Source organism: Dokdonella fugitiva (assembly GCF_014138265.1).
GTDB lineage: Bacteria > Pseudomonadota > Gammaproteobacteria > Xanthomonadales > Rhodanobacteraceae > Dokdonella_A > Dokdonella_A fugitiva_A.
The window spans coordinates 454,264-477,327 of record NZ_JACGXL010000002.1 but is presented as its reverse complement, the minus strand read 5'-3'; the positions used below and the strand labels follow the sequence as shown (position 1 = coordinate 477,327).

21 protein-coding genes are annotated in these 23,064 nt (G+C 70.6%); 5 read left to right on the top strand and 16 right to left on the bottom strand.

Going from position 1 to position 23,064, the window contains the following annotated elements; translation table 11 throughout:
- Nucleotides 1-35: 35 nt before the first annotated feature.
- Complete coding sequence (gene rpoD, locus FHW12_RS08250; RefSeq protein WP_182530528.1) at nucleotides 36-1,883, bottom strand: RNA polymerase sigma factor RpoD; 1,848 nt, start codon at nucleotides 1,881-1,883, stop codon at nucleotides 36-38.
- A gap of 216 nt (nucleotides 1,884-2,099) precedes the next feature.
- Nucleotides 2,100-2,540, bottom strand: coding sequence for a D-aminoacyl-tRNA deacylase (dtd, locus tag FHW12_RS08245; protein WP_182530527.1), 441 nt, complete (start codon nucleotides 2,538-2,540; stop codon nucleotides 2,100-2,102).
- A 98-nt stretch (nucleotides 2,541-2,638) separates the two neighbouring features.
- On the opposite strand from dtd, the gene FHW12_RS08240 reads away from it, so the two are divergent.
- On the top strand, nucleotides 2,639-3,544 hold the full coding sequence (locus tag FHW12_RS08240) for a lipid A biosynthesis acyltransferase (RefSeq protein WP_182530526.1): 906 nt from the start codon (nucleotides 2,639-2,641) through the stop codon (nucleotides 3,542-3,544).
- 96 nt (nucleotides 3,545-3,640) lie between these two features.
- On the opposite strand, the gene FHW12_RS08235 is transcribed toward FHW12_RS08240, so the two are convergent.
- The 9 genes from FHW12_RS08235 to FHW12_RS08195 all read right to left on the bottom strand — a co-directional run bounded on the left by FHW12_RS08235 (nucleotide 3,641) and on the right by FHW12_RS08195 (nucleotide 10,851).
- Nucleotides 3,641-4,249, bottom strand: coding sequence for a hypothetical protein (locus FHW12_RS08235; RefSeq protein WP_259392932.1), 609 nt, complete (start codon nucleotides 4,247-4,249; stop codon nucleotides 3,641-3,643).
- A 5-nt stretch (nucleotides 4,250-4,254) separates the two neighbouring features.
- On the bottom strand, nucleotides 4,255-4,584 hold the full coding sequence (locus tag FHW12_RS08230; RefSeq protein ID WP_182530937.1) for a tetratricopeptide repeat protein: 330 nt from the start codon (nucleotides 4,582-4,584) through the stop codon (nucleotides 4,255-4,257).
- 164 nt (nucleotides 4,585-4,748) lie between these two features.
- On the bottom strand, nucleotides 4,749-5,990 hold the full coding sequence (locus FHW12_RS08225; protein ID WP_182530525.1) for a patatin-like phospholipase family protein: 1,242 nt from the start codon (nucleotides 5,988-5,990) through the stop codon (nucleotides 4,749-4,751).
- Nucleotides 5,987-6,769 (bottom strand): 3-hydroxybutyrate dehydrogenase, encoded by a 783-nt coding sequence (locus tag FHW12_RS08220; RefSeq protein ID WP_182530524.1) that lies wholly within the window; start codon nucleotides 6,767-6,769, stop codon nucleotides 5,987-5,989. The genes FHW12_RS08225 and FHW12_RS08220 overlap by 4 nt, the downstream gene beginning before the upstream one ends.
- Before the next feature lie 257 nt (nucleotides 6,770-7,026).
- Nucleotides 7,027-8,409: a sigma-54-dependent transcriptional regulator gene (locus tag FHW12_RS08215; protein ID WP_182530523.1), complete on the bottom strand. Its 1,383-nt coding sequence runs from the start codon at nucleotides 8,407-8,409 to the stop codon at nucleotides 7,027-7,029.
- Nucleotides 8,410-8,487: 78 nt separating this feature from the next.
- Nucleotides 8,488-8,676: a hypothetical protein gene (locus FHW12_RS08210; RefSeq protein WP_182530522.1), complete on the bottom strand. Its 189-nt coding sequence runs from the start codon at nucleotides 8,674-8,676 to the stop codon at nucleotides 8,488-8,490.
- 51 nt (nucleotides 8,677-8,727) lie between these two features.
- Nucleotides 8,728-8,991 carry a hypothetical protein gene (locus FHW12_RS08205; protein ID WP_182530521.1) on the bottom strand — a complete coding sequence of 88 codons (264 nt, stop codon included), beginning with the start codon at nucleotides 8,989-8,991 and terminating at the stop codon, nucleotides 8,728-8,730.
- 4 nt (nucleotides 8,992-8,995) lie between these two features.
- Entirely contained in the window at nucleotides 8,996-9,904 is a 909-nt protein-coding gene (locus FHW12_RS08200) for a glycosyltransferase family 2 protein (RefSeq protein ID WP_182530520.1), read from the bottom strand.
- Nucleotides 9,905-9,912: 8 nt separating this feature from the next.
- On the bottom strand, nucleotides 9,913-10,851 hold the full coding sequence (locus FHW12_RS08195; protein WP_182530936.1) for a UDP-glucuronic acid decarboxylase family protein: 939 nt from the start codon (nucleotides 10,849-10,851) through the stop codon (nucleotides 9,913-9,915).
- 203 nt (nucleotides 10,852-11,054) lie between these two features.
- Between FHW12_RS08195 and FHW12_RS08190 the strand changes: the two genes are divergently transcribed.
- Nucleotides 11,055-11,879, top strand: coding sequence for a glycosyltransferase family 2 protein (locus tag FHW12_RS08190; protein ID WP_182530519.1), 825 nt, complete (start codon nucleotides 11,055-11,057; stop codon nucleotides 11,877-11,879).
- A 19-nt stretch (nucleotides 11,880-11,898) separates the two neighbouring features.
- Here FHW12_RS08190 and FHW12_RS08185 read toward each other — a convergent pair whose 3' ends face one another.
- From FHW12_RS08185 to def, 5 genes are all read right to left on the bottom strand, one after another.
- Nucleotides 11,899-14,073 carry a sensor histidine kinase gene (locus FHW12_RS08185; RefSeq protein WP_182530518.1) on the bottom strand — a complete coding sequence of 725 codons (2,175 nt, stop codon included), beginning with the start codon at nucleotides 14,071-14,073 and terminating at the stop codon, nucleotides 11,899-11,901.
- Entirely contained in the window at nucleotides 14,052-14,633 is a 582-nt protein-coding gene (locus FHW12_RS08180) for a DUF4390 domain-containing protein (protein ID WP_182530517.1), read from the bottom strand. Before FHW12_RS08180 ends, FHW12_RS08185 begins: the two co-directional genes overlap by 22 nt.
- Nucleotides 14,608-15,960 carry a 16S rRNA (cytosine(967)-C(5))-methyltransferase RsmB gene (rsmB, locus tag FHW12_RS08175; RefSeq protein WP_428993616.1) on the bottom strand — a complete coding sequence of 451 codons (1,353 nt, stop codon included), beginning with the start codon at nucleotides 15,958-15,960 and terminating at the stop codon, nucleotides 14,608-14,610. The genes FHW12_RS08180 and rsmB overlap by 26 nt, the downstream gene beginning before the upstream one ends.
- Nucleotides 15,957-16,895 carry a methionyl-tRNA formyltransferase gene (gene fmt, locus FHW12_RS08170; RefSeq protein WP_182530516.1) on the bottom strand — a complete coding sequence of 313 codons (939 nt, stop codon included), beginning with the start codon at nucleotides 16,893-16,895 and terminating at the stop codon, nucleotides 15,957-15,959. The genes rsmB and fmt overlap by 4 nt, the downstream gene beginning before the upstream one ends.
- Nucleotides 16,896-17,034: 139 nt before the next feature.
- Complete coding sequence (gene def / locus FHW12_RS08165) at nucleotides 17,035-17,538, bottom strand: peptide deformylase (protein WP_182530515.1); 504 nt, start codon at nucleotides 17,536-17,538, stop codon at nucleotides 17,035-17,037.
- 214 nt (nucleotides 17,539-17,752) lie between these two features.
- On the opposite strand from def, the gene FHW12_RS08160 reads away from it, so the two are divergent.
- From FHW12_RS08160 to FHW12_RS08150, 3 genes are all read left to right on the top strand, one after another.
- Entirely contained in the window at nucleotides 17,753-18,913 is a 1,161-nt protein-coding gene (locus FHW12_RS08160; protein WP_182530514.1) for a LysM peptidoglycan-binding domain-containing protein, read from the top strand.
- Between the two features lie 125 nt (nucleotides 18,914-19,038).
- Nucleotides 19,039-20,205 carry a DNA-processing protein DprA gene (dprA, locus tag FHW12_RS08155; RefSeq protein WP_182530513.1) on the top strand — a complete coding sequence of 389 codons (1,167 nt, stop codon included), beginning with the start codon at nucleotides 19,039-19,041 and terminating at the stop codon, nucleotides 20,203-20,205.
- A gap of 224 nt (nucleotides 20,206-20,429) precedes the next feature.
- Complete coding sequence (locus tag FHW12_RS08150; protein ID WP_182530512.1) at nucleotides 20,430-22,928, top strand: DNA topoisomerase I; 2,499 nt, start codon at nucleotides 20,430-20,432, stop codon at nucleotides 22,926-22,928.
- Nucleotides 22,929-23,064 lie beyond the last annotated feature (136 nt).

The window sequence follows — 23,064 nt, the reverse complement described above, 5'->3', positions numbered from 1 at the left end:
CAGGCGCGGGCGTTTCGCGGCGAATGGAGCGCGGATCAGTCGATGTCGAGGAACGAGCGCAACTGCTCCGAACGGCTCGGATGGCGCAGCTTGCGCAGCGCCTTCGCCTCGATCTGGCGGATGCGCTCGCGCGTGACGTCGAACTGCTTGCCGACCTCTTCCAGCGTGTGGTCGGTGTTCATGTCGATGCCGAAGCGCATGCGCAGCACCTTCGCCTCGCGCGGCGTGAGGCCGGCGAGCACGTCCCTCACCGTTTCCATCAGGCCGATGTTCGTCGACGACTCGATCGGCGAAACGATGGTCGAGTCCTCGATGAAGTCGCCGAGGTGCGAATCCTCGTCGTCGCCGATCGGCGTTTCCATCGAGATCGGTTCCTTGGCGATCTTGAGCACCTTGCGGATCTTGTCCTCGGGCATCTCCATCTTCACCGCGAGTTCGTCCGGGGTCGGCTCGCGCCCCATCTCCTGCAGCATCTGGCGGCTGATGCGGTTGAGCTTGTTGATCGTCTCGATCATGTGCACGGGGATGCGGATCGTGCGCGCCTGGTCGGCGATCGAACGCGTGATCGCCTGGCGGATCCACCACGTCGCGTAGGTCGAGAACTTGTAGCCGCGGCGGTATTCGAATTTGTCGACCGCCTTCATCAGGCCGATGTTGCCTTCCTGGATTAGGTCGAGGAACTGCAGGCCGCGGTTGGTGTACTTCTTCGCGATGGAGATCACCAGGCGCAGGTTCGCCTCGACCATCTCCTTCTTCGCGCGGCGGGCCTTCGCCTCGCCGATCGACATCGCGCGGTTGATCTCCTTGATGTCGGCGACGCCGAGGTAGAGCGCCTGCTCGATCGAGATGAGCTTCTCCTGCTCGGCGACGATCGCGTCGCGCTGCACCTTGACCGCGGGCGACCACTTCTGGCGCTTGCGCGCGAGTTCGTCCGCCCACTCTAGGTTGGTCTCGTTGGACGGGAACAGCTTGAGGAAATCCTTGCGCGGCATGCGTGCGTGCTTGATGCACAGGTCGCCGATGACCCGCTCGTGGTTGCGGATGTTGTTGACGACGTCGCGCAGCTTCTTGACGAAGCCGTCGATCATGATCGCCGGCAGCTTCAGCTTGAGGAACGCCTCGGCCATCTCGTCGCGCAGCTTCTGCGACTTGCGGTCGGCGGTGCCGTACTTGTCGGCGGTCTTCTGGAACTTCGCATAGATCTGCCGCAGTTCGTCCATGCGGCGCGCGACCTCGGCGAGGTCGAGGCCGACGTCGGCCGGATCGGACTCGTCGCCGCCGCCCTCCGTCTCTTCCTCGTCTTCCTCGGCGACCGCCTCGGCGTCCACGGACGCCTCGGCGACGACCACGTCCGGCTGCTCCATGTCGGCGAAGCCGGCGAGCACCTCGGACAGGCGCTTCTTGCCCTCCGTGTGCTGGTCGTATTCCTCGAGCAGCAGCTGGATCGACCACGGGAAGCTCGCCAGGGCGCCCTGCACCTGGTTCAGGCCTTCCTCGATGCGCTTGGCGATCGCGATCTCGCCCTCGCGGGTGAGCAGCTCGACCGTGCCCATCTCGCGCATGTACATGCGCACGGGGTCGGTGGTGCGACCGACTTCGGCGTCGACCGCGCTGAGTACGGCGACCGCTTCCTCGGTCGCGGTGTCGTCGTCGGTCGCGACCGGCGTCTCCGGCAGCAGCGTCTCGGTATCGGGTGCGACTTCATGCACCTCGATGCCCATGTCGTTGATCATGCCGATGATGTCTTCGATCTGCTCCGGATCGACGATGTCGTCGGGCAGGTGGTCGTTGACTTCGGCATAGGTCAGGTAGCCCTGCTCCTTGCCCTTGATGATCAGGGTCTTGATCTCGGACTGCTGCTCCTGGTTGTGCTCTGCGGCCATGTCGGTTCCGGAAGATTCTGTACGGCAAAGGAAATTGAGTATAGGAGCCGCGTCAAGGGCGCGGCCGGCCGGCTCGCGGCGTCGCCGCCGGGCCCCACGCAAGCGAGCGGGATCCGGCGTCCTGCAGGCGGCGTCCGGCCGCGGGAGCCCGTGCGCCGGCGGGCCCATTACTCCTAATACGTAAAACGCCGCCCGCGTGGATCACGCCGGCGTCGCTCAGCGCGTCTCGAGCCAGAACGTGACCGGCCCGTCGTTGACCAGATGGACCTTCATATGGGCCCCGAAACGCCCGGTTTCCACCCTCGCGTGGCGCAAAGTTGACAATTCGACCAGGCGCGCGAACCAGCGTTCCGCTTCGGCCGGCGCGGCCGCGGTCGAAAACCCCGGTCGGGTACCGGAACGCGTATCGGCGGCCAAGGTGAACTGCGACACCAGCAGGAGGCCGCCACCGGTGTCGGCGAGCGAGCGGTTCATGCGCCCCTGCGCATCGGCGAACACGCGGTAGCCGAGCAGCCGCTCGAGCAGGCGCTGCACCTGCGCCTCGCCATCGCCCGGCTGCACCGCGACGAACGCGAGCAGGCCGGCATCGATCGCGCCGACGACCGCGCCGTCGACTTCGACACGCGCCTCGCCGACGCGCTGGATCAGGGCGATCATCCCGGCCTCCACTGCAAAGCCCAGCATGCTCGCCGTGCGACCCGTGACGGTCAATCCGTCCGCACCGCACCCGTCGCGCCTTTACAATCGCCGCCGCCATGCCGTCTCCCGCCTTGTCCTGGCCGGTCGCGCTGCTCTACGGCAGCCTGCGCCTCGTCGGCCGTTGTCCGCTCCGCCTCGTGCACGCGCTCGGCGGTGCGTTCGGCTGGCTGTCGTGGCTGCGCGACGGGCGCACCCGCCGCATCGCCGAACGCAACCTCTCCCTCGTATTGACGCAAGAGAGCGCCGAAAACAGACAACGCCTCGCCCGTGCGAGCCTCGTCGAGACCGGCAAGGCGCTCGCCGAGGTCGCCGCGATCTGGGGCAACCGGCCCGAGGACGCGCTCGCGCTCGTGCGCGAGGTGCGCGGCCGCGAGCTGTTCGACGCGGCACTCGCGGCCGGCCGCGGCCTGATCGTCGCGGCGCCGCACCTGGGCTGCTGGGAACTGCTCAACTATTGGCTCGCCGCGCAGACGCCGCTCGCGATCCTCTACCGCGCCCCCCGCCATGCCGTGCTCGAGCCGCTGCTGCTGCGCGCGCGCGGCGCGCTGCCGGTCGAGCAGGTGCGCGCGGAAGGAGCCGGCGTGCGTACGCTGTACAAGCGCCTCGCCGCCGGCGGCGTGGTCGGCATCCTGCCCGACCAGCAGCCGCGCCAGGGCGAAGGCGCGCAGGCGCCCTTCTTCGGCGTGCCCGCACCGACGATGGTGTTGTTGCCGCGCCTGGCCGAGCGCACCGGCGCATGCGTGCTCTTCAGCTTCGTCGAACGCCTGCCGCACGGCGCGGGTTTCCGCGTGCACTTCCTGCCCGCGCCGGCCGGCATCGCCGACCCGGACATCGGCGTCGCCTGCACCGCGCTCAACCGTGGTGTCGAGGACTGCGTGCGGCTCGCGTTCGCTCAATACCAGTGGACCTACAAGCGCTGGCCGAACGCGCTGGCGCCCACGGCGGCCGCGGCCGTTCCATAGGCCAAGGTGCCCGTCATTCCCGCGAACGCGGGAATCCCTGTCGCTCCGGATGCACGGGGAGCCAATCCCGCCTCACGGGACGACCGGCTTGCGCGCTCAGTCGGATCGCGCCGGTCGCCGGTCGATCGACTCGACCAGCATGAGTTCGCATGCGCCCGCGCCGCTGTCCTCGCGGCTGAGCGAGCTGCGCCAGTGCCAGCCGTCGGCGCGACTCGCCTCGACCAGGCGTCCGCGCAATTCGACGACGTCGCCGACGCGCACGCGCGCGAGCGCGCGGGCGGTCGCGGCATCGGTCGGGATCGCGTGCAGGTTGGTCGCCGAGCGCACGATTTCCGCGGGCGGGATCGGCGGTGCGTCGCGCCAGCGGTAGCTGAAGTAACGCACCGACTGCTCGATGTCGAGCGCGTCGATGACCGCCGTGTCGGACATCCGTCCCCAGCCGAGCGCGAGATCGGTCGGCGAAAGTGCCGCGCCGGCATCGAAGGAATAGTCCGCGCGCGACAGCACGCGCGCCTCGATGTCGAAATCGGCGAGCGGCTGCAAGGCATAGTCGCCGTGCTGCACGAGCGAGCGGTCGCTCGGATCGGTCTGTCGCGGCACCGCGTCGACGAGCACGCCCGCGGCATGCGCGACCGGTCGATGCATCGCCCAGCGCAGGCCGCCGAACGCGAGCAGTGCGATCGACAGCAGCAGCAGGGCATGCAATCGGTTCAGGACGCCGCCGGCTTCTGCAGGCGCCGCAGGAACACGCCCATTTCCTTCGCGGCCTGTTCGTCGCCGCGCTCGCGCGCGACCGCGATCCCGCGTTCGAACGCGTCCGCCGCCGCGGCGGGGTCGCCGCCTTCGGCGAGGGCGCGGCCGAGCAGCTTCCACGCGGCCGAGTAGTGCGGATCGAACGCGATCGCCTCGCGCAATGCGACGGCAGCGCCCGCGGCATCGCCCTGCCCGAGCAGCGCATTGCCGAGCGAGAAGCGCAGCAGCGCGCCGTCGCGCGGGCCACCGAGCTGCGTACGCAGGCGGGCGATGAAGTCCGGTTCCATCCGCGCATCATCGCGCGTCGGCGTGACGGATACACGCGGCACGGCCGAATCCATCGAAATTCCTCGATTCGCGAACGTTTCCTTGCAACGCGCGGGAGCGGATCCGGATGACGCGAGGGGCCGGAATTGGCGCGCGAGGCGGGAGCCCCTGCCGCGGGCCCGCGCTATCCGCGCGCGCGGTGGATGTCGTGCGTGACCACGCCGAGGCCGCGCTGCGGCAGCATGAAGTACTCCGGCCGCGCGAGGCTGCGGCGCATGTCGTCGTGGCCGCTCGCCCAGTGTTCGCGCATCGTCGCGGCGGCGAACGCGTAGTCCTTGTACTGCTCCTCGTAGGACTTCGCGCGGTAGATCAGGTGCACGATGTTGAACACGCGATCGCACAACCACGGTTCGAGTTCGGCGCCGAGTTCGGCCGGCAGGCTGCCGTCCGGCACGCGCTCGAGCAGCAGGCCGAGTGCGTTGCGCAGGCGCTGGCGCGCGGCGATCTGGTCGGTGCCCTGGCGCGTGCGGCTCGAGTACTGGATGTCCTTCTGCCGCTCGAGCACGTCGAGCACGGTCTTCGGCAGCGGCCCGCGCGCGCTCCACAGGTCGACCTGCAGCACGAGCGTGTCGCGCCGCGGCACCGACTCGAGCACGTACTCGAGCGGCGTGTTCGAGACGAGGCCGCCGTCCCAGTACGGCTCGCCGTCGACGACCACGGCGGGGAACGCGGGCGGCAGCGCACCCGAGGCGAGCACGTGCTCGGGGCGGATGCGCTCGCGTGCGGAATCGAAGTAGCGGAAGTTGCCGGTCGCGACGTTGGTCGCGCCGACCGACAGGCGCACGCCGTCCGCGTTGATCCGGTCGAAGTCGACGAGGCGCTCGAGCGTGGCCTTGAGCGGCGCGGTGTCGTAGAAGCTCGTCGCCGCGGCGCTGCCGTCGCTGAACGCGTACGGCGGCGGCAGGCGCGGCGTGAAGAAACCCTGCTGGCCGTGCGCGAGCGCACCCCAGGCGCCGAGCGCATTGAGCCACGCGCTCAACGGCGTGCTCGGCGGCAGCCAGTCGGAGATCCCGGCGAGCGCGACGAGCGGCCATGCGACCGCGCCCGCGGGCGCGCAGATCGTGTCCCAGAATTCATGCAGGCGCTCGACGCGCCGCTCGGGCGCGTTGCCGGCGAGGATCGCCGCGTTGATCGCGCCGATCGACGTGCCGGCGAACCACGCCGGCCGGATGCCCGCCTCATGCAGCGCCTCGTACACGCCGCACTGGTAGGCGCCGAGCGCACCGCCGCCTTGCAACACGAGCGCGACGGTTTCGTACGCGCCCGCCGATTCGGCCGGCGCCGACAACGTGCGCGCCGCCGGTCGCGTGAGCGCGCGGCCGCGCGCGACGCGGCGTTCCGCGGCACCGCGCCGACGCGTGCTCATTGCATGCACCAGCCGTGGCTGACGACGATGCTCTGCCCGGTCAGCGCGTTGGTCTCGAAGCCGGCGAAGAACAGCGCGCACGCGGCCACGTCGTCGACCGTGGTGAACTCGCCGTCGACGGTGTCCTTGAGCATGATCTTTTTCACCACGTCGTCCTCGGAGATGCCGAACTCCTTCGCCTGCTCGGGTATCTGCCTCTCGACCAGCGGCGTGCGCACGAAGCCGGGGCAGATCACGTTCGCGCGCACGCCGTGCTCGGCGCCTTCCTTCGCGACGACCTTGGCGAGGCCGATCAGGCCGTGCTTGGCGGTCACGTACGGCGCCTTCAGCTTAGACGCTTCCTTCGAATGCACCGAACCCATGTAGATGATCGCGCCGCCCTTGCCGCGCGCGTACATGTGGCGTAGGCACGCGCGCGTGGTGAGGAACGCGCCGTCGACGTGGATCGCCATGAGCTTCTTCCAGTCGGCGTAGGCGAACGTGTCGACCGGGTTGACGATCTGGATGCCTGCGTTGGAGACGAGGATGTCGACCGCGCCGAGTTCCTTCACGACCGCGTCGACGCCGGCGTCCACCGCGACTTCGTCGGTCACGTCCATCGCGATGCCGACGGCCTTGGCGCCCTTGTCGGCCAGCTCCTTCGCGGTCGCCTGCGCGCCGTCGAGGTTGAGGTCGGCGATCGCGACCGCGGCACCGTTCGCCGCGTACACCTCGGCGATGCGCTTGCCGATGCCGCTCGCCGCGCCGGTCACGATTGCCACTTTGCCATCGAGTCGCATGGGGGTTCCTCTAGCTGATCGCGGTCACGGGCGGGCCGCAGGTGGGGAGGTCACGGGCGGCGCCGGTCGCCCGCACGGGTGCCCGATTCGCCTGCGCCGATTCCCGGACAAAAAAATGGCGCTGCTGCTTGCGCGGCGGCGCCCAGTTGGAGTGTGAATGAAGCTGCTGGATATGACCCGCGCATGACGCCGAAGTTTCCGCATTGCAGCACGAAAATACCAGTCCGTTCAGCTGCGGTTGAACCGGTGGCCCTGCCTCAACCGGCCTGGTCGACCCGGCGCGGGTCGATGTCGAGGTCCTTGAGCTTGCGGTACAGGTGCGTGCGTTCCATGCCGACCGCCTTGGCGAGCTTGCCGACGCTGCCGCCGGCCGCATCGAGCTGGTGCAGCAGGTAGGCACGCTCGAACTGCTCGCGCGCCTCGCGCAGCGGCAGCGAAAAGTCGACCCCGGACGCGCCCGCCACGGGCGTCGCCACCGCGCCGGCGGAGCCGAGCGCGGCCTCGACTTCCTCGAGCGTGACCTCGCTCGTGGCGCCGAGCACGAGCAGGCGTTGCACGAGGTTGCGCAACTCGCGCAAGTTGCCCGGCCACGCGTAGTGGCGCAGGCGGTTCTGCACCGCGACCGGGAAATTGCGGTACGGCAACTGGTCGCGGTTGGCGAACCAGTCCGTGTGATAGCGCAGCAGTTCGGGGATGTCGTCGCCGCGCTCGCGCAGCGACGGCACCGCGAGCGGCACGATCTTGAGCTGGTAGTAGAGCTCTTCGCGGAAGCGTCCGGCCGCGACGAGCGCGCCGAGATCGTGCGCGGTCGCGGCGATCACGCGCGCATCGAGCGCGACCGGTTCATGCCCGCCGCAGCGGATCAGCGCGCGCCGCTCGATCACGCTCGACAGGCGCAGTTGTAGCTCGGGATCGAGTTCGGCGACCTCGTCGAGGTAGAGCGTGCCGCCGTTCGCCTGCTCGAACAGGCCGTGCTGCACGCCGTTCGCGTCCTCGGCGCCGAACAGCGCGAGCGCGGCGGTCGCGCGCGCGATCGCGCCGGCGGCCACGGTCACGAACGGGCCGGCGCGGCGCGCGCTGCGATCGTGCAGTGCGCGCGCGATCGTTTCCTTGCCCGTGCCCGGCTCCCCGGCGACGAGAACTCCGGTGTCGTGCGCGGCGATCTTGTCGATCTGCGCGCGCAAGGCCTGCATCGCGCGACCGGAACCGACGAGGTCACCGGGTGCGGGCAATTGGCGGCGCAGGCCTTCGTTCTCGCGCTTGAGCCGGCCCGCCTCGAGCGCATGTCCGACGACGAGCAGCAGCTTGGCCAGCGAAATGGGTTTCTCGATGAAGTCCCAGGCGCCAAGGCGGGTCGCCTCGACCGCGGTTTCCACCGTACCGTGGCCGCTGATCATGATGACCGGGCACGGCAGGCCGCCGCGCTCGTTCCATTCGCGCAGCAGGCTGATGCCGTCGAGGTCGGGCATCCAGATGTCGAGCAGGACCACGTCGGGCCGCTGGCGCCGGCGCGCCTCGCGCGCGGCCGCGGCGGAGTCGGCGAGATCGACCGCGTAGCCTTCGTCCTCGAGGATGTCTCGGATCGTCGAGCGGATGTCCGGCTCGTCGTCGACCACGAGTACGCGTGCGGCTGCCGCCATCGCTCGTTCCAGCGTTGCGAAAAGGAGACAGCGAGGATAGCGCGACCGCGCCGGCAGTGCGACGCCGATTTTCGCCGGTCAGTCGCAGGTGCGCGCGGCGGGCGCCTTGCACCAGGCCCAGTCGCCGACCCAGCGTGGCGAGGCGCGCTCGCGCCGCCAGAGTTTCGGATACGCGAACGTCGCCGTCGCGAACTCGCTCCTGCCGCCCTCGTAGAGCTCGATGTGCAGCTCGTCGCTCGCGTACATGCGCGGCGCGTCGTCGTTCATCGACACCAGCACGTGCGCGACATGCCGCCCCGGCTCGAGCGGCGCCGGCGTTTACGCCCACGGCGCGGGCGGCGCGTCGCGGCAAGCGTCGGCGCCGCTGCAACGGCTCGTCGCGCCGGCGAACGCGCAGGTGCCGACCGCGCCGTCGTAGGTGTAGTCGACTTCGAGGTCGAGATGGCCGGGCGACTCGTGCGCGATGCGCACGCCGTGGATGCGGCTCGCATGGCCCGCGGCGAGCTCGTCCATCGCGACAGGATGGAAGCCGGCGCAGCCGCCGAGCAGCCCGAGCAGTGCGATGAATGGCGCGCGATGCATGCGCCTAGCCACGCATGCGCGCGAGCAGGATCGACAGCGCGCGCGACAGGTTGAGCAGGCTCGACACGCGTCCGTGCATCGCGAGGCGCGCGTAGCGGCGCGTCTCGCGCCACGACGGCGCCGGCTTGCTGCGGTACTCGAGCTTGATGTCCTCGGCGCACGCATCGGTGAGGCCGACGCGCCGCGCATACTGCTCGATGAGGCAGCGCGAGCGGTAGCGGTTGAGGAACTTCGTCTGCGCGCTCTGCTTGCCCCACCAGCCGTTGTTGCCGTGGATGCGGTAGTGCACCGCGCCGGTCGGCAGGAAGCGCTTGCGCGCGCCGAGCACGCTCGCGCCGTAGACGAGGCAGTTGTCGGCGCTCAGGCGCCAGGTCGCGAGCAGCTCGCCGGGCAGGTCGAGCACGCGCCGTGCGAGCGGCGTGCGCAGAGCGAGCGCGGAGGTCGGCGCGCCGTACCAGTGCGCGTCGAGGTAGGTCGCGATCGCGGTGTAGCCGAAGTCGACCGGCGCGTCGGCATAGCCGAGCCGGCGCTGTTCGTGGCCGAACAACTCGACGTCGGAGAACACGAAGTCGACCTCGCGCTCGGCATCGAACACGGTGGCCATGCGTGCGAGGTAGTCCGCGCTCCAGCGATCGTCGGCGTCGAGGAAGCAGACGACGTCGGCGTCGACGCGCGCGAGGCCCTGCTGGAACGCCGACAGCTGGCCGCCGTTGGCGACGCACAGCACGGTCACGCGCGGATCGTCGCCGTAGCGCTCGCACAGCAGCTCGGGCGAACCGTCGCGCGAGCCGTCGTCGACGACGATCACCTGTGCCGCCGCGCGCGTCTGTGCGAGCGCGGCGTCGACCGCCTCGGCGACGAAGTCGCGATAGTTGTAGCAGGTGACGACGACCGCGAAGCTCGTACCCGTCATCGTGCGCCTCAGGCCGCGAGCAGGTCGCGGAAATAGCGGATCGTCTCGCCGAGGCCGTCCTCGAGCGCCACGCGCGGCTGCCAGTCGAGCTTTCCCTTCGCCAGCGCGATGTCGGGCTGGCGCTGGCGCGGATCGTCGGCGGGCAACGGCTTGAACACGAGCTTCGAGCGACCGCCGACGAGCGCGACGACCTTCTCGGCGAGTTCGCGGATCGTGAACTCGCCCGGGTTGCCGATGTTGATCGGACCGGTGAAGCCGGCCTCGGTGTCCATCATGCGCAGCATCGCCTCGATCAGGTCGTCGACGTAGCAGAAGCTGCGCGTCTGGCTGCCGTCGCCGTAGATCGTGATGTCCTCGCCGCGCAGCGCCTGCACGATGAAGTTGCTGACTACGCGGCCGTCATTCGGATGCATGCGCGGACCGTACGTGTTGAAGATGCGCACGACCTTGACGTCGAGCGCGTGCTGGCGGTGGTAGTCGAAGAACAGCGTCTCGGCGCAGCGCTTGCCTTCGTCGTAGCACGAGCGCAGGCCGATCGGGTTGACCCGCCCCCAGTAGTCCTCGGTCTGCGGATGGATCTCGGGATCGCCATAGACCTCGCTCGTCGATGCCTGCAGGATGCGCGCCTTCACGCGCTTGGCGAGGCCGAGCATGTTGATCGCGCCGTGCACGCTCGTCTTCGTCGTCTGCACCGGATCGAACTGGTAATGGATCGGCGAGGCCGGACAGGCGAGGTTGAAGATGCGCTCGACCTCGACGTAGAGCGGGAACGTCACGTCGTGGCGCATGAGCTCGAAGTACGGCCGGCCGATCAGGTGCGCGATGTTGCGCTTGCTGCCGGTGAAGAAGTTGTCGACGCACAGCACGTCGTGGCCGCGCTCGACCAGGCGGTCGCACAGGTGCGACCCGAGAAACCCGGCGCCGCCGGTGACCAGCACGCTGTCCATCGATACCGTCCCAGTGTCCATGCCCAAGCCGTCCCGCCGGACGGTGCCGTTCGCCGCGATGCGCGCTCGGACCCGGTCGCGGGGCGCGGATTATGGCGCATCGGCCGTGGGCGCGCGCGCCGGTGCACGGGACCGGAGACGGCGTGGCGCGAGGCACCGTCGCGCGCCTGCTACCATGCGCGCCCGCAGCGGACGGAGCCGGCATGCGCCTCAGCGTCGTCGTCATCACCTACAACTGGCCGCAGGCGCTCGACCTCGTGTTGCGTGCGCTCGCGCGCCAGACCGTGCTGCCGGACGAGGTCATCGTCACCGACGACGGGTCGCGCGAGGACACCGCGGTGCTGCTGCGCGGACTCGCGCGCGACTACCCGACGCGGCTCGTGCACCTGTGGCAGCCCGACGACGGCGCGCGCATGAGCCGCGCGCGCAACCGCGGCATCGCCGCCGCGCAAGGCGACTACATCGTGTTCTTCGACGGCGACATGGTCGCCGAGCGCCACTGCATCGCCGAGCATCGCTCCTTCGCGCGCCGCGGCTGCTTCGTGCAGGGCTCGCGCGTGCTCACCTCGCAAGCGTGCAGCACGCGCGTGCTGGCCGAACGCCGCTTGGACATCGGCTTCTTCGAACCGGCGATCGAGCGCCGCCGCCACACGCTGCGCATCCCGCTGCTCGCACGCCTGTACGCGCGGCCGCATCGCAGCCAGCGCGGCATCAAGAGCTGCAACTGGGGCTTCTGGCGCGACGACCTCGTCGCGATCAACGGATTCAACGAAGCGATGACGGGCTGGGGCCGCGAGGACAACGAACTGGCCGCGCGCGCGTTCAACGCGGGCCTGCAGCGCCGCGACCTGCGCTTCGGCGGCCTCGCGCTGCACCTGTGGCACCGCACGCGCACGCTGCACGAAGCGAACGACGGCCTGCTCGCCGACACGCTCGCGCGCGGCCTCGTGCGCTGCGAACACGGCCTCGACGGCCATCTCGACGAATTCCGCGCGCCGCCGCCGGATCTGCGCGACGCGCGCGACTGAAAGGGCTGAGCCAGGCGGCTCAGTCCGGCGCGGTGTCGAGCGGCAGGCGCACGCTGAATCGCGCGCCGCCCTCGGCGCGGTTTTCCGCACGTACGCTGCCGCCGTGTTCCTCGGCGATCTTCTTGACCACGGCGAGGCCGAGCCCGGTGCCGCGCGACTTGCTCGTCGTGTACGGCTCGAACCAGCGCTCGCCGAAGTCGGCCGGCAGGCCCGGACCGTTGTCGGCGACCGACAGCTCGACCCACGCTTCGCCGTCCTCCTCGAACACGCGCGTGGCGACGACGAGCTGCGGCTTGTGCACTTCGCCGATCGCCTCGAGCGCGTTCTTGATGAGGTTGTGCAGCGCCTGGCGCAGGCGCACCGCGTCGACGCGCACGCGCGGCTCGCCCGCTGCGAACCGACGTGCGAGGCTCAGGCGCTGGTCGTTCTCGTACAGGTCGAGCACTTCGCCGAGCAGCGCGTGCAGCGCGAGCGGACGCGGCGCGAGCTGCGGCGGCCGCGCGTAGTCGCCGAACGCATTGACCATCGTCTTGAGCGCCTCGACCTGGCTCACGATCGTGTGCGTGGCGCGATCGATGAGTTCGCCCTCTTCCGGCGCAAGCCGACCGAGGAAGCGCCGGCGCAGGCGCTCGGCGGCGAGCTGGATCGGCGTGAGCGGGTTCTTCACCTCGTGCGCGAGGCGTCGCGCGACCTCGCCCCAGGCGGCGTCGCGCTGCGCGCGGTTGAGCACGGTGAGGTCGTCGAACACGGCGACGTAACCGGCCTGCCCCGGCAGCGCGGTGCCGCGCACCATGAGGCTGCGTCGCCCCTGCGCGGTGTCGAGCACGACCTCCTCGCGCCATTCGCGCACGTCCTCGCGCAGGTGGCGCGCGAGCGGGTCGGTGAACGGCGCGAGCGCGGCGTGCAGCGTGCCGATCTCGACCGCGCTCGCGCCGAGGTGTTGCTCGAAGTCGACGTCGAGGATCGTGTCGGCTGCGCGGTTGGCGACGCGCAGGCGGCCATCGCGATCGAAACCGAGCACGCCCGCCGAGAGCCGCTCGAGCACCGCTTCCAGCCAGGCACGCTGCTGCTCGGTCTCGCGCGCGCTCTTCTGCGCGCGCGCGCCGGCGAACTCGAGTTCGCGCGTCATCTTCGCGAACGAGGCGACGAGGAAACCGAGTTCGTCGTCGCTCGGCGCCGGCAGCGGCGTGTCGTAACGCCCTGCGCCGACCGCGCGCGTCGCCGCGGCGAGTCGGCCGACCGGCGCGACCAGCCGGCGCGCGAGGCCGAACGCGGCCAGCACGACGACGAGCACCGACAGCAGCAACACGAAGGTGAGGATCAACGCGAACGTGAGCTTGAGCGAGCCGCGCAGGAACTTCAGCCGCTGGAAGTCGAAGCTCGCGCGTTCGATCCGCGCGGCCAGCGGCTGCAGTCGCGCGGGCAGCGGGAACAGGCCCTGCAGCAGGCGCTCCTGCGCCGCCTGCGCGGGGCGCGCCGCGGGCGCGATCGGCAGCACCACGCGCAGGGCGAGGCCGCTGCCGAACGGTTCCGCCGCGGCGTAGCGGCGATCGCCCTGCACGCGCAGCAGCACGGCGCCGTCGGGAATCGGCGGATCGAGGTAGCGCGGATCGGAACTCGCGCTCGCCTCGATGCGGCCGTCCGCGCCGAGCACGCTGAGCTGGATCGCGCCGAGGCCCTCGATCGCTTCGTCGAGCAGTGCCTGCGCGCGTTCGGCCGGCTCTTCGCCGAGGCGTACCGCGAGTTGCGTGCTCGCGCCTTCGTCGCGATGCAGGTGTTCGTCGATGACGACGCGGCCGAGTTCGAGCGCGTCGTCGAGCGCTTGCTCGAGGCGCAGGTTGAACCAGTTGTCGATCGTCGCGTCGAGGAAGCGCAACGCGAAGCCGTAGACGACGACGCTGGCCGGCAGCGCGAGCAGGATCAGCAGGCGCAGCAGGCGCCGGTTGAGGCGCGCGCCGGGCACGCCGCGCAGCACGTCCGCGCGCAGGCGCCACAGGCGCAGGCCGATCGCGCCGACCAGCATGACGAGCGCGACGAGCGCCGCGCCGAGCACCCAGCGGTAGTGCGCGGCGAAGCGCGCGCTGTCGGCTGCGGCGTCCTCGGCGAGCTTGAGCGACGCGACCAGCAGCACCGCGACCGCGAGCGCGGGCAGCACGCGGCGGAACAGGAAGTTCAGCGCGTCGCGGCGGGCCATCTGCTGTCCGCGGAAGCGAGTCGCCAGGCCGGTTCGAACAGCGCCGGCAGGCGCAGCGCGCCCGGCAGCGCGGTCGGGTCGATCGCCGCGCGCACATGCAGCGGCGTGGCCGGCGCGAGGTGCGCGAATTCGGCCGGCAGGCCGAGGCGCAGCGAGCCGAGCGCGGAAACGAGATAGGCCTGCGTCGTGAAGCTGCGCACGTCGTCGGGGTTGTCGCCCAGGCGCAGCTGGTAGCGGCGCGACAGCGGGTAGTAGCGCAGCTCGATCGCCCGCGTCGCGCGCGCCTGCCGGCGCGGCCAGTCGCCGGCGCGCACGTCGATCGCGAACGTGATCGGGATGCCGCGGTCGAGCGCGTCCTGCATCGGCCCGCTCAAGCGGCAGTCGAGGCCGAGTTCGAGCACCGCCGTGCCGGCGGTCGAGTACAGCTGCACGCCGCGCACGCCGAGCGAACCCGGTGGCGCGAGCATGCCGCACGCGGCGAGCGCGCAGGCGAACGCGGCAGCCGCGAACGCGCGCGCGCCGCGCCGGAATCGCTCACGCCTGCTTTTCGACCAGCGCATAGTAGAAGCCATCCATGCCGCCTTCGCCCGGCAGGTTCTGGCGGCCGATCCCTGCGGCATGGCCGCAGCGTTCGTCCAACGGCATCGCGCGCGCATCATCACGGCCACGCAGGAACTCGGCAAGCACGCCTTCGTTTTCCGCGCGCAACAACGAACAGGTCGCGTAGAGCAGGCGGCCACCGGGGGCGAGCAGCGGCCACAGCGCGGCGAGCAGGCGCAGCTGGCCGGCGACGAGCGGCGCGACGTCGGCGCCGCGGCGGTGCAGCTTGATGTCGGGCTGGCGGCGTACGATGCCCGTCGCCGAACACGGCGCGTCGACGAGGATGCGCTGGAACGGCCGGCCGTCCCACCACGCCGCAGGTTCGCCCGCGTCGCCGACGACGACCGTCGCGGCGAGGCCGAGGCGCTCGAGATTCTCGCGCACGCGCGGCAGGCGCGCCGGATCGGCGTCGAGCGCGAGCAGGTCGACGTCGGCGCGCTCGAGCAGGTGCGCGCTCTTGCCGCCCGGCGCGGCGCAGGCGTCGAGCACGCGCATGCCGGCGGCAGGCGCGAGCAGCTCGGCGACACGCTGAGCGGCGCCGTCCTGGACCGAGAATGCGCCGTCGGCGTAGCCGGGCAGGCGCGTCACGTCGGTGCTGTCGTCGAGCACGAGCGCGTCGGCGAGTCCGTCCGGCGCGCGTGCGGCGATGCCGGCTTCGACGAAACGCGCGAGCAACGCCTCGCGCGTCGTGCGGCGCCGATTGACGCGCAGCGTCAGCGGCGCCTCGCGGTTGTTCGCGGCGAGGATCGCCGTGGCCTGCTCCGGCCAGTCGCGCTCGATCGCTTCGATGAGCCAGCGCGGATGCGCATGGCGCAACGACGCATCGCGATCGAGTTCGGCGTCGAGCGCGGCGCGTTCGCGCAGGAAGCGCCGCAGCAACGCGTTCGCGAGTCCGGCGAACTGCGGCTGGCCGAGTGCGCGCACCGCCTCGACCGAGGCGGCCACGACCGCGTACTCGGGCAGGCCGAGCACGGCGAGCTGGGCGAACGCGAGCACGAGCAGCGCGCGCACGTCGCGCGCCTTCGGCGGCAGCGGCTTTTCGAGCAGGCGCGCGAGCGCGGCGTCGAAGCGCAGCCACCAGCGCGAGGATTCGAACAGCGACGCGGCGAGCAGCGCGCGGTCGCGCGGATCAGCGACGCGCTGATTCGCTTCGGCGAGCGCGCTGCGCAGCGAGACGCCGTCGAGCGCGATGCGCGCGAGCGCACGTGCGGCGTCGGCGCGCAACGCGGCGCCGGGCGGCACCGGGTTCGAGCGCGCACGCCGCGGCGGAGCGGGCGGGCGACTCACGCGGCGACGCCGTCGCGGCGCGCGTTGAGCCAGTCGCGCACCGCCATGCGGCGGCCACCTTCGCGCTGCAGTTCGGTGATGCGCAACACGCCGGCGCCGGTCGCGACGTCGATCGCGTCGCGCTGCGTCGCGACCACGCGGCCCGGCGCGGCACCGCCGGTGTCGGCGTCGAGCGCCTGTGCCGACCAGATGCGCAGGCGCTCGCCGTCGATGACGGCTTCGGCGACCGGCCACGGATCGAATGCACGCACCTTGCGCGCGAGCGCGACGGCCGGCTCGTTCCAGTCGAGACGCGCCTCGGCCTTGTCGAGCTTGTGCGCGTAGGCGACGCCGTCCTCGCGCTGCGCGGTCGGCGCGAGCGTGTCGCCGCGCCGCACGCGTGCGAGGCCGTCGGCGAGCGTCGCCGCGCCGAGCGTGGCCAGGCGGTCGTGCAGGCGTCCGCCGGTGTCGTCCGGCGCGATCGGCGTGCGCGCTTCGAGCAACACCGGCCCCGTGTCGAGGCCGGCTTCCATCTGCATGAGGTCGACCCCGGTTTCGGCGTCGCCGGCGAGGATCGCGCGCTGGATCGGCGCCGCGCCGCGCCAGCGCGGCAGCAGCGACGCGTGCACGTTCCAGCAACCGAGTCGCGGCAGCGCGAGCACGGCCTTGGGCAGGATCAGTCCGTAGGCGACGACGACGACGAGATCGGGGGCGTACGCCGCAAGGCGCGCGCGCGCGGCCGGGTCACGCAAGGTCTCCGGTTGCTCGACCGGCACGTTCGCGGCGAGCGCAGCCTGCTTCACCGGGCTCGCCGCAATCTTGCGCCCACGCCCGGCCGGCCGGTCCGGCTGCGTGTAGGCCGCGACGACCTCGGCACCGCTCGCCAGGCACGCCGCGAGCGAAGGCACGGCGAACTCGGGCGTGCCGGCGAAGACGAGGCGCAGCGGTTTTGACATGGCGAGTGGCGGAGGAGACTAGAGAAGGATTGAAAGATTGAAACACGAAGGACACGAAGAACACGAAGGGAAACCAGATTTCTCCTTCGTGTTCTTCGTGTCCTTCGTGTCGAAGGCTTTTGACTCGGGCCGGACGGCGTCAGGCGCTCTGGCGGCGCTTCTTCTCGAGGCGCTTGAGCAGCAGCGAGCGCTTCAGCGGCGACAGGTGGTCGACGAAGACCTTGCCGACGAGATGATCCATCTCGTGCTGGATGCAGACCGCGAGCGGGCCTTCGAACTCGCGCTCGAACGCGTTGCCGTCGCCGTCCTGCGCCGCGACCTTCACGTGCAGCGCGCGCTCGACGTCGGCGAAGATGCCGGGGAACGACAGGCAGCCTTCCTGGAACACCTGCACGCCGTCCTTGGTCAGGATGCGCGGATTGATCAGCACGAGCGGCTGGTCGGAGTTCTCCGACATGTCGGCGACGAGCAGCTGCTGGTGCACGTTGACCTGGGTGGCGGCGAGACCGACGCCCGGCGCCGCGTACATCGTCTCGAACATGTCGGCGACGAGCTGCTTGAGGGCGGCGTCGAACACGGCGACCGGCTGCGCCTTCGTGCGCAGGCGCGGGTCGGGGAATTCGAGGATCGGAAGCAAGGCCATGGCGGTCCCAGTATGCGGCCGGGGCAGTCGGGTGCAAGGGCCGGGCCAGTCATTCTACCCGCCGTCCCGGGCCGGCGGCAGCCCCGCGGGCCGGCCGGAACCTGCTGCAGGCGCCCGTGGGCCGCCTTCCGCAGCTGCGACGCAGTTCGTTTTCCTGTACCTAACTTTTCCATTACACTCGGGAAAACCTTTGGGGATCGGGGGATTGGCAGTCATGCTTAAAAAACTCCTTTCGGTTTCGGCGGGCCTGCTGCTGACGCTGACGGTTTACGCCGCGACGACGGAGTGGGCGGACAACCACCCGGACCGGTACGTCGTCAAGAAGGGCGACACCCTCTGGGACATCTCCGCGCGCTTCCTGAAGAAGCCGTGGCACTGGCCCGAGATCTGGCAGGACAACGGGCAGATCAAGAATCCACACTTGATCTATCCGGGTGACGTGCTCGTGATCAACGACCATCGCCTCGGCACCGAAGGCGGCTTCGGGCCGCACGTGCGCTCGTCGGCGTACGAAGACGCGATCCCGCCGATCCCGCTGTCCGCGCTCAAGCAGTGGCTGAAGAACACGCGCATCATCGGCGAGGACGACCTGCGCGATGCACCGCACGTGGTCGGCATCGAGGAAAACCAGCTGCGCGGCTCGCCGGGCCAGCTCGTCTACATCCGCGGCCTCTCCGCCCAGCCGGGCACGCGCCTCGCACTCGTGCGCCCGAGCGGCCGCTACTACGACATGCCGCCGGAAGACGACGGTCGCCCGCGCGAGGTCTATCGCCAGGCCAAGGACGATTTCCACGACCGTCGCCCGGACATCCTCTGGCGCCACGGCCCGAACGAATTCTCGCTCACCGGCAACGTGCGTTTCCTCGGCTACGAAGTGCGCGATTTCGGCGTCGCCGAAGTCACGCGCAGCGCGGACGTGTCGTCCGCGCTCGTGGTCAGCTCGGATTTCGAGGTCAAGGCGGGCGACTACGTGCTGCCGATCGACCCGCGCCCGTACGACGACCAGTACGTGCCGCACGCGCCGGCGAAGGTGCCCGAGAACATGCGCGTGATCGCATTCAGCGATGCGCTCGACGCGGTCGGCCCGCGCCAGGTCGTCGCGCTCTCGCGCGGCAGCGAGGACGGCATCGAGAACGGCCAGACCTTCAGCGTCTACGCCGATGGCGAGCAGGTCGTCGACGACACCGACTATCCGGAAGGCAGCGTGAAGCGGTTCTTCCATCCGCACGACGCGCGCCCGACGCTGCCGCCGGAATTCATCGGCCACGTGATGGTGTTCCGCACGTTCCAGCGCGTGAGCTACGGCCTCGTCATGGACGCGGTGAAGCCGGTGAACATCGGCCAGTTCCTGTTCGATCCGGACAAGACGCCCTGATCCGGCGGCGTGCACGGCACGCCCCAACGATCGACCGCGTGCAACGCACGCCCATCGGCAATCTCTCACGCGGCGCGATGGCAACATCGCGCCGCGTGCCTTTGCGCGCCCGCTAGACTCCGCGCATGGACATCGCGGCGAACCGGACACGGCTCGAGGCCTGGCTCGTGTTGCTGCGCGCACCCGGCCTCGGCCCCGCCACCTTGCGCGAGCTGCTCGCCGACGCCGGCGACGCGCCCGGTGCGCTCGCGGCCGCGCGCCGCGGCAGCTACGAACGCACGCGCGAGGCCGCCTGCCGCGACTGGTTGCGTGCGCCCGACGCCGCGCTCGTCGAAGCCGACCTCGCCTGGCTCGCGCAGCCGCGGCATGCGCTGCTCGCCTGCGACGAGGCGGACTTCCCTGCCCTGCTCGACGACACCGCGACACCACCCGCGGCACTGTTCGTCGCCGGCGCCTCCGATGCCTTGTGGCGGCCTCAGGTCGCGATCGTCGGCAGCCGTAGCGCGAGCCAGGGCGGCCATGCGAACGCGACCGCGTTCGCGCGTGCGCTCGCCGTCGCGGGCTTCGCGATCACCAGCGGCCTCGCCGAGGGCATCGACGGTGCCGCCCATGCGGCCGCGCTCGACGCCGGCGGCGCGACGATCGCCGTGCTCGGCACCGGGGCCGACCTCGTCTACCCGCCGCGCCACCGCGACCTCGCCGCGCGGATCGTCGACAACGGTGGCGCGCTGGTCAGCGAGTTCCCGCTCGGCACGCCGCCGCATCCGACGCATTTCCCGCGCCGCAACCGCATCATCGCCGGGCTCGCGCTCGGCGCGCTCGTGGTCGAGGCGGGCCTGCGCTCGGGCTCGCTGCTCACTGCACGCCAGGCCGCGGAAGCCGGGCGCGAAGTGTTCGCGATCCCCGGCTCGATCCACAACCCACTCGCGCGCGGCTGCCACCAGCTGATCCGCACCGGCGCCAAGCTCGTCGAAACGGCCGAAGAGATCGTCGCCGAGCTCGCCCCGCTCGCACTGCGCCTCGGCGCGAGCCTGCGCGAACGCCTGCACGGGCCGGAGGCGGCCGGCCTGCCGGAGAGGTCGCCGAGCACCGCGTCCTCGCGCGCGGGTGATCCCGACTACGCTCGCCTGTACGCGGCGCTCGGCCACGACGCGCTCGGCATCGACGCGCTCGCCGAGCGCAGCGGCCTGCCGGTGGCGGCCCTGTCATCGATGCTGCTGATGCTCGAACTCGAGGGAGAGGTCGTCGCCGAACGCGGCGGCTATGCGCGCCGCGCCGGTCCCGCGGCCTGAAAAACCGAGGCGGCGCCTTGTGTTGCACCGATCCGACCGCATCCACGCGGCGGGCCGTCCACCACCACCGGGGGCTGGGTTCGGCTTGACAGGCCGGCACGCGACGTGTTTCCACTAAAAAGAGAGAACGACTGCGTGCCGTCGGCGCGCCCATGTCCCGGCCCGCGCCGGCGACCCGATCCGCGCCCCGCCGGCGCCGCGCCCGCACCCGCCAAGGACTCCACATGGCAAAGAACCTCCTGATCGTCGAGTCGCCCGCGAAGGCGAAGACGATCAACAAGTACCTCGGCAAGGACTTCCACGTGCTGGCGTCCTACGGCCACGTGCGCGACCTCGTGCCGAAGGAGGGCGCGGTCGACCCCGATCGCCACTTCCAGATGAATTACGAGGTCATCGACCGCAACGAGAAGCACGTCGACGCGATCGCCAAGGCGGCCAAGGTGGCCGATTCGCTCTACCTCGCGACCGACTTGGACCGCGAAGGCGAGGCGATCTCCTGGCACATCGCCGAGATCCTCAAGCAGCGCAAGCTGCTCGAAGGCAAGACGCTGCATCGCGTCGTATTCAGCGAGATCACGCCGCGCGCGATCAAGGAAGCGGTCGCGCATCCGCGCCAGCTGTCGATGGATCTCGTCAACGCGCAGCAGGCGCGCCGCGCGCTCGACTACCTGGTCGGCTTCAACCTGTCGCCGGTGCTCTGGCGCAAGGTGCAGCGCGGCCTCTCCGCGGGCCGCGTGCAGTCGCCCGCGCTGCGCATGATCGCCGAGCGCGAGGAGGAGATCGAAGCGTTCAAGGCGCGCGAATACTGGACGATCGAAGCCGACTGCGCGCACCCGGACACGCGCTTCAAGGCGCGCCTGCTGAAGCTGCGCGGCAAGAAGTTCGAGCAGTTCGACCTCACCAACGAAGCCGACGCGATGGCCGCGCGCAGCGCGCTCGAGCGCTCCGCGCAGGGTCGCCTGGTCGTCGCCAACATCGAGTCGAAGGAGCGCAAGCGCCGCCCGGCGCCGCCGTTCACGACCTCGACCCTGCAGCAGGAAGCCGCGCGCAAGCTCGGCTTCTCGACCAGCCGCACGATGAAGATCGCGCAGGGCCTGTACGAAGGCGTCGCGCTCGGCGACGAGGGCGTGGTCGGCCTCATCACCTACATGCGTACCGACGCGGTGCACCTGTCGGCCGAGGCGATCCACGAACTGCGCGACGTCATCGCCAAGGACTACGGCCCGCAGGCACTGCCGGAGGCGCCGCACTACTACCGCAACAAGTCGAAGAACGCGCAGGAAGCGCACGAGGCGATCCGCCCGACCTCGGCGCTGCATCGCCCGCGCGCGGTCGCCGCCTACCTCAACGACGAACAGCGCAAGCTGTACGAGCTGATCTGGAAGCGCGCGGTCGCCTGCCAGATGCAGCACGCGACCCTGAACACGGTCAGCGTCGACCTCGACGCCGGCGGCGATTCGCTGTTCCGCGCGAGCGGCACGACCGTGGTCGACCCCGGGTTCCTCGCCGTGTACGAGGAAGGCCGCGACGCGAAGAATGCGGAAGACGACGACGAGGGCCGCAAGCTGCCGAAGATGGAGATCGGCGAAGCGGTGCCGCTCGCCGCGATCGACGCCGACCAGCACTTCACCGAGCCGCCGCCGCGCTACTCGGAGGCATCGCTGGTGAAGGCGCTCGAGGAATACGGCATCGGCCGGCCGTCGACCTACGCGAGCATCATCCAGGTGCTGCTCAACCGCGAGTACGTCACGCTCGACAGCCGTCGTTTCCGCCCGACCGACGTCGGTCGCGCGGTCGCCAAGTTCCTGTCCGGCCACTTCACCCAGTACGTCGACTACGATTTCACCGCGAAGCTCGAGGACGAACTCGACGCGGTCAGCCGCGGCGAGGAAGACTGGGTGCCGCTGCTCGAGAAGTTCTGGAAGCCGTTCAAGGCGACCGTCGACGAGAAGAGCGAGACGGTCGACCGCTCCGAGGCGACCGGCGCGCGCGAACTCGGCATCGATCCGAAGAGCGGCAAGCCGGTGCAGGTGCGCCTCGGCCGGTACGGACCGTTCGCGCAGATCGGCAGCAAGGACGACGAGGACAAGCCGACGTTCGCCTCGCTGCGCCCGGGCCAGAGCATGCACACGATCACGCTCGCGGAAGCGCTCGAGCTGTTCAAGCTGCCGCGCAAGCTCGGCCAGACCGACGACGGCGAGGAAATCACCGTCGGTGTCGGCCGCTTCGGCCCGTTCGTCAAGCACGGATCGATGTACGCCTCGCTCAAGCCCGAGGACGATCCGTACACGATCGAACTGCCGCGCGCGCTCGAACTCGTGCGCGAAAAGGCCGAGCTCATCGCCAACCGCATCATCAAGGACTTCGGCAACGGCATCCAGGTGCTGAATGGCCGCTACGGCCCGTACATCAGCGACGGCGACAAGAACGCGCGCATCCCGAAGGACAAGGAGCCCCGCGAGCTGACCGAGGCCGAATGCGTCGAGCTGCTCGCGGCGGCGCCGAACCGGCCCAAGCGCGGTGGCCGCTTCGGCAAGAAGGCGCCGGCGAAAGCCGCGAAGACCGCCAGGTCGACGAAGGCACCTGCTGCCGACGCGCCGAAGAAAGCCGCAGTGAAGAAGGCGCCCGCGAAGAAGGCGGCGGCGAAGAAGACCGCAGCGAAGAAGGCCCCTGCGAAGAAGGCGGCGGCCAGGAAGACCGCGGCGAAGAAGACGCCGGGCTGAGGCGGCGATGACGCCGCCGGCCGCGCATCGCGACTACGCCGACGCCTGGCGCAGCCATCGACGCTGGCGATGGCTGCCGCTGTCCGTGATCGGCGCGGGGATGGTATTCGCGATCGCGGCAGGCCGATGGCCTGCG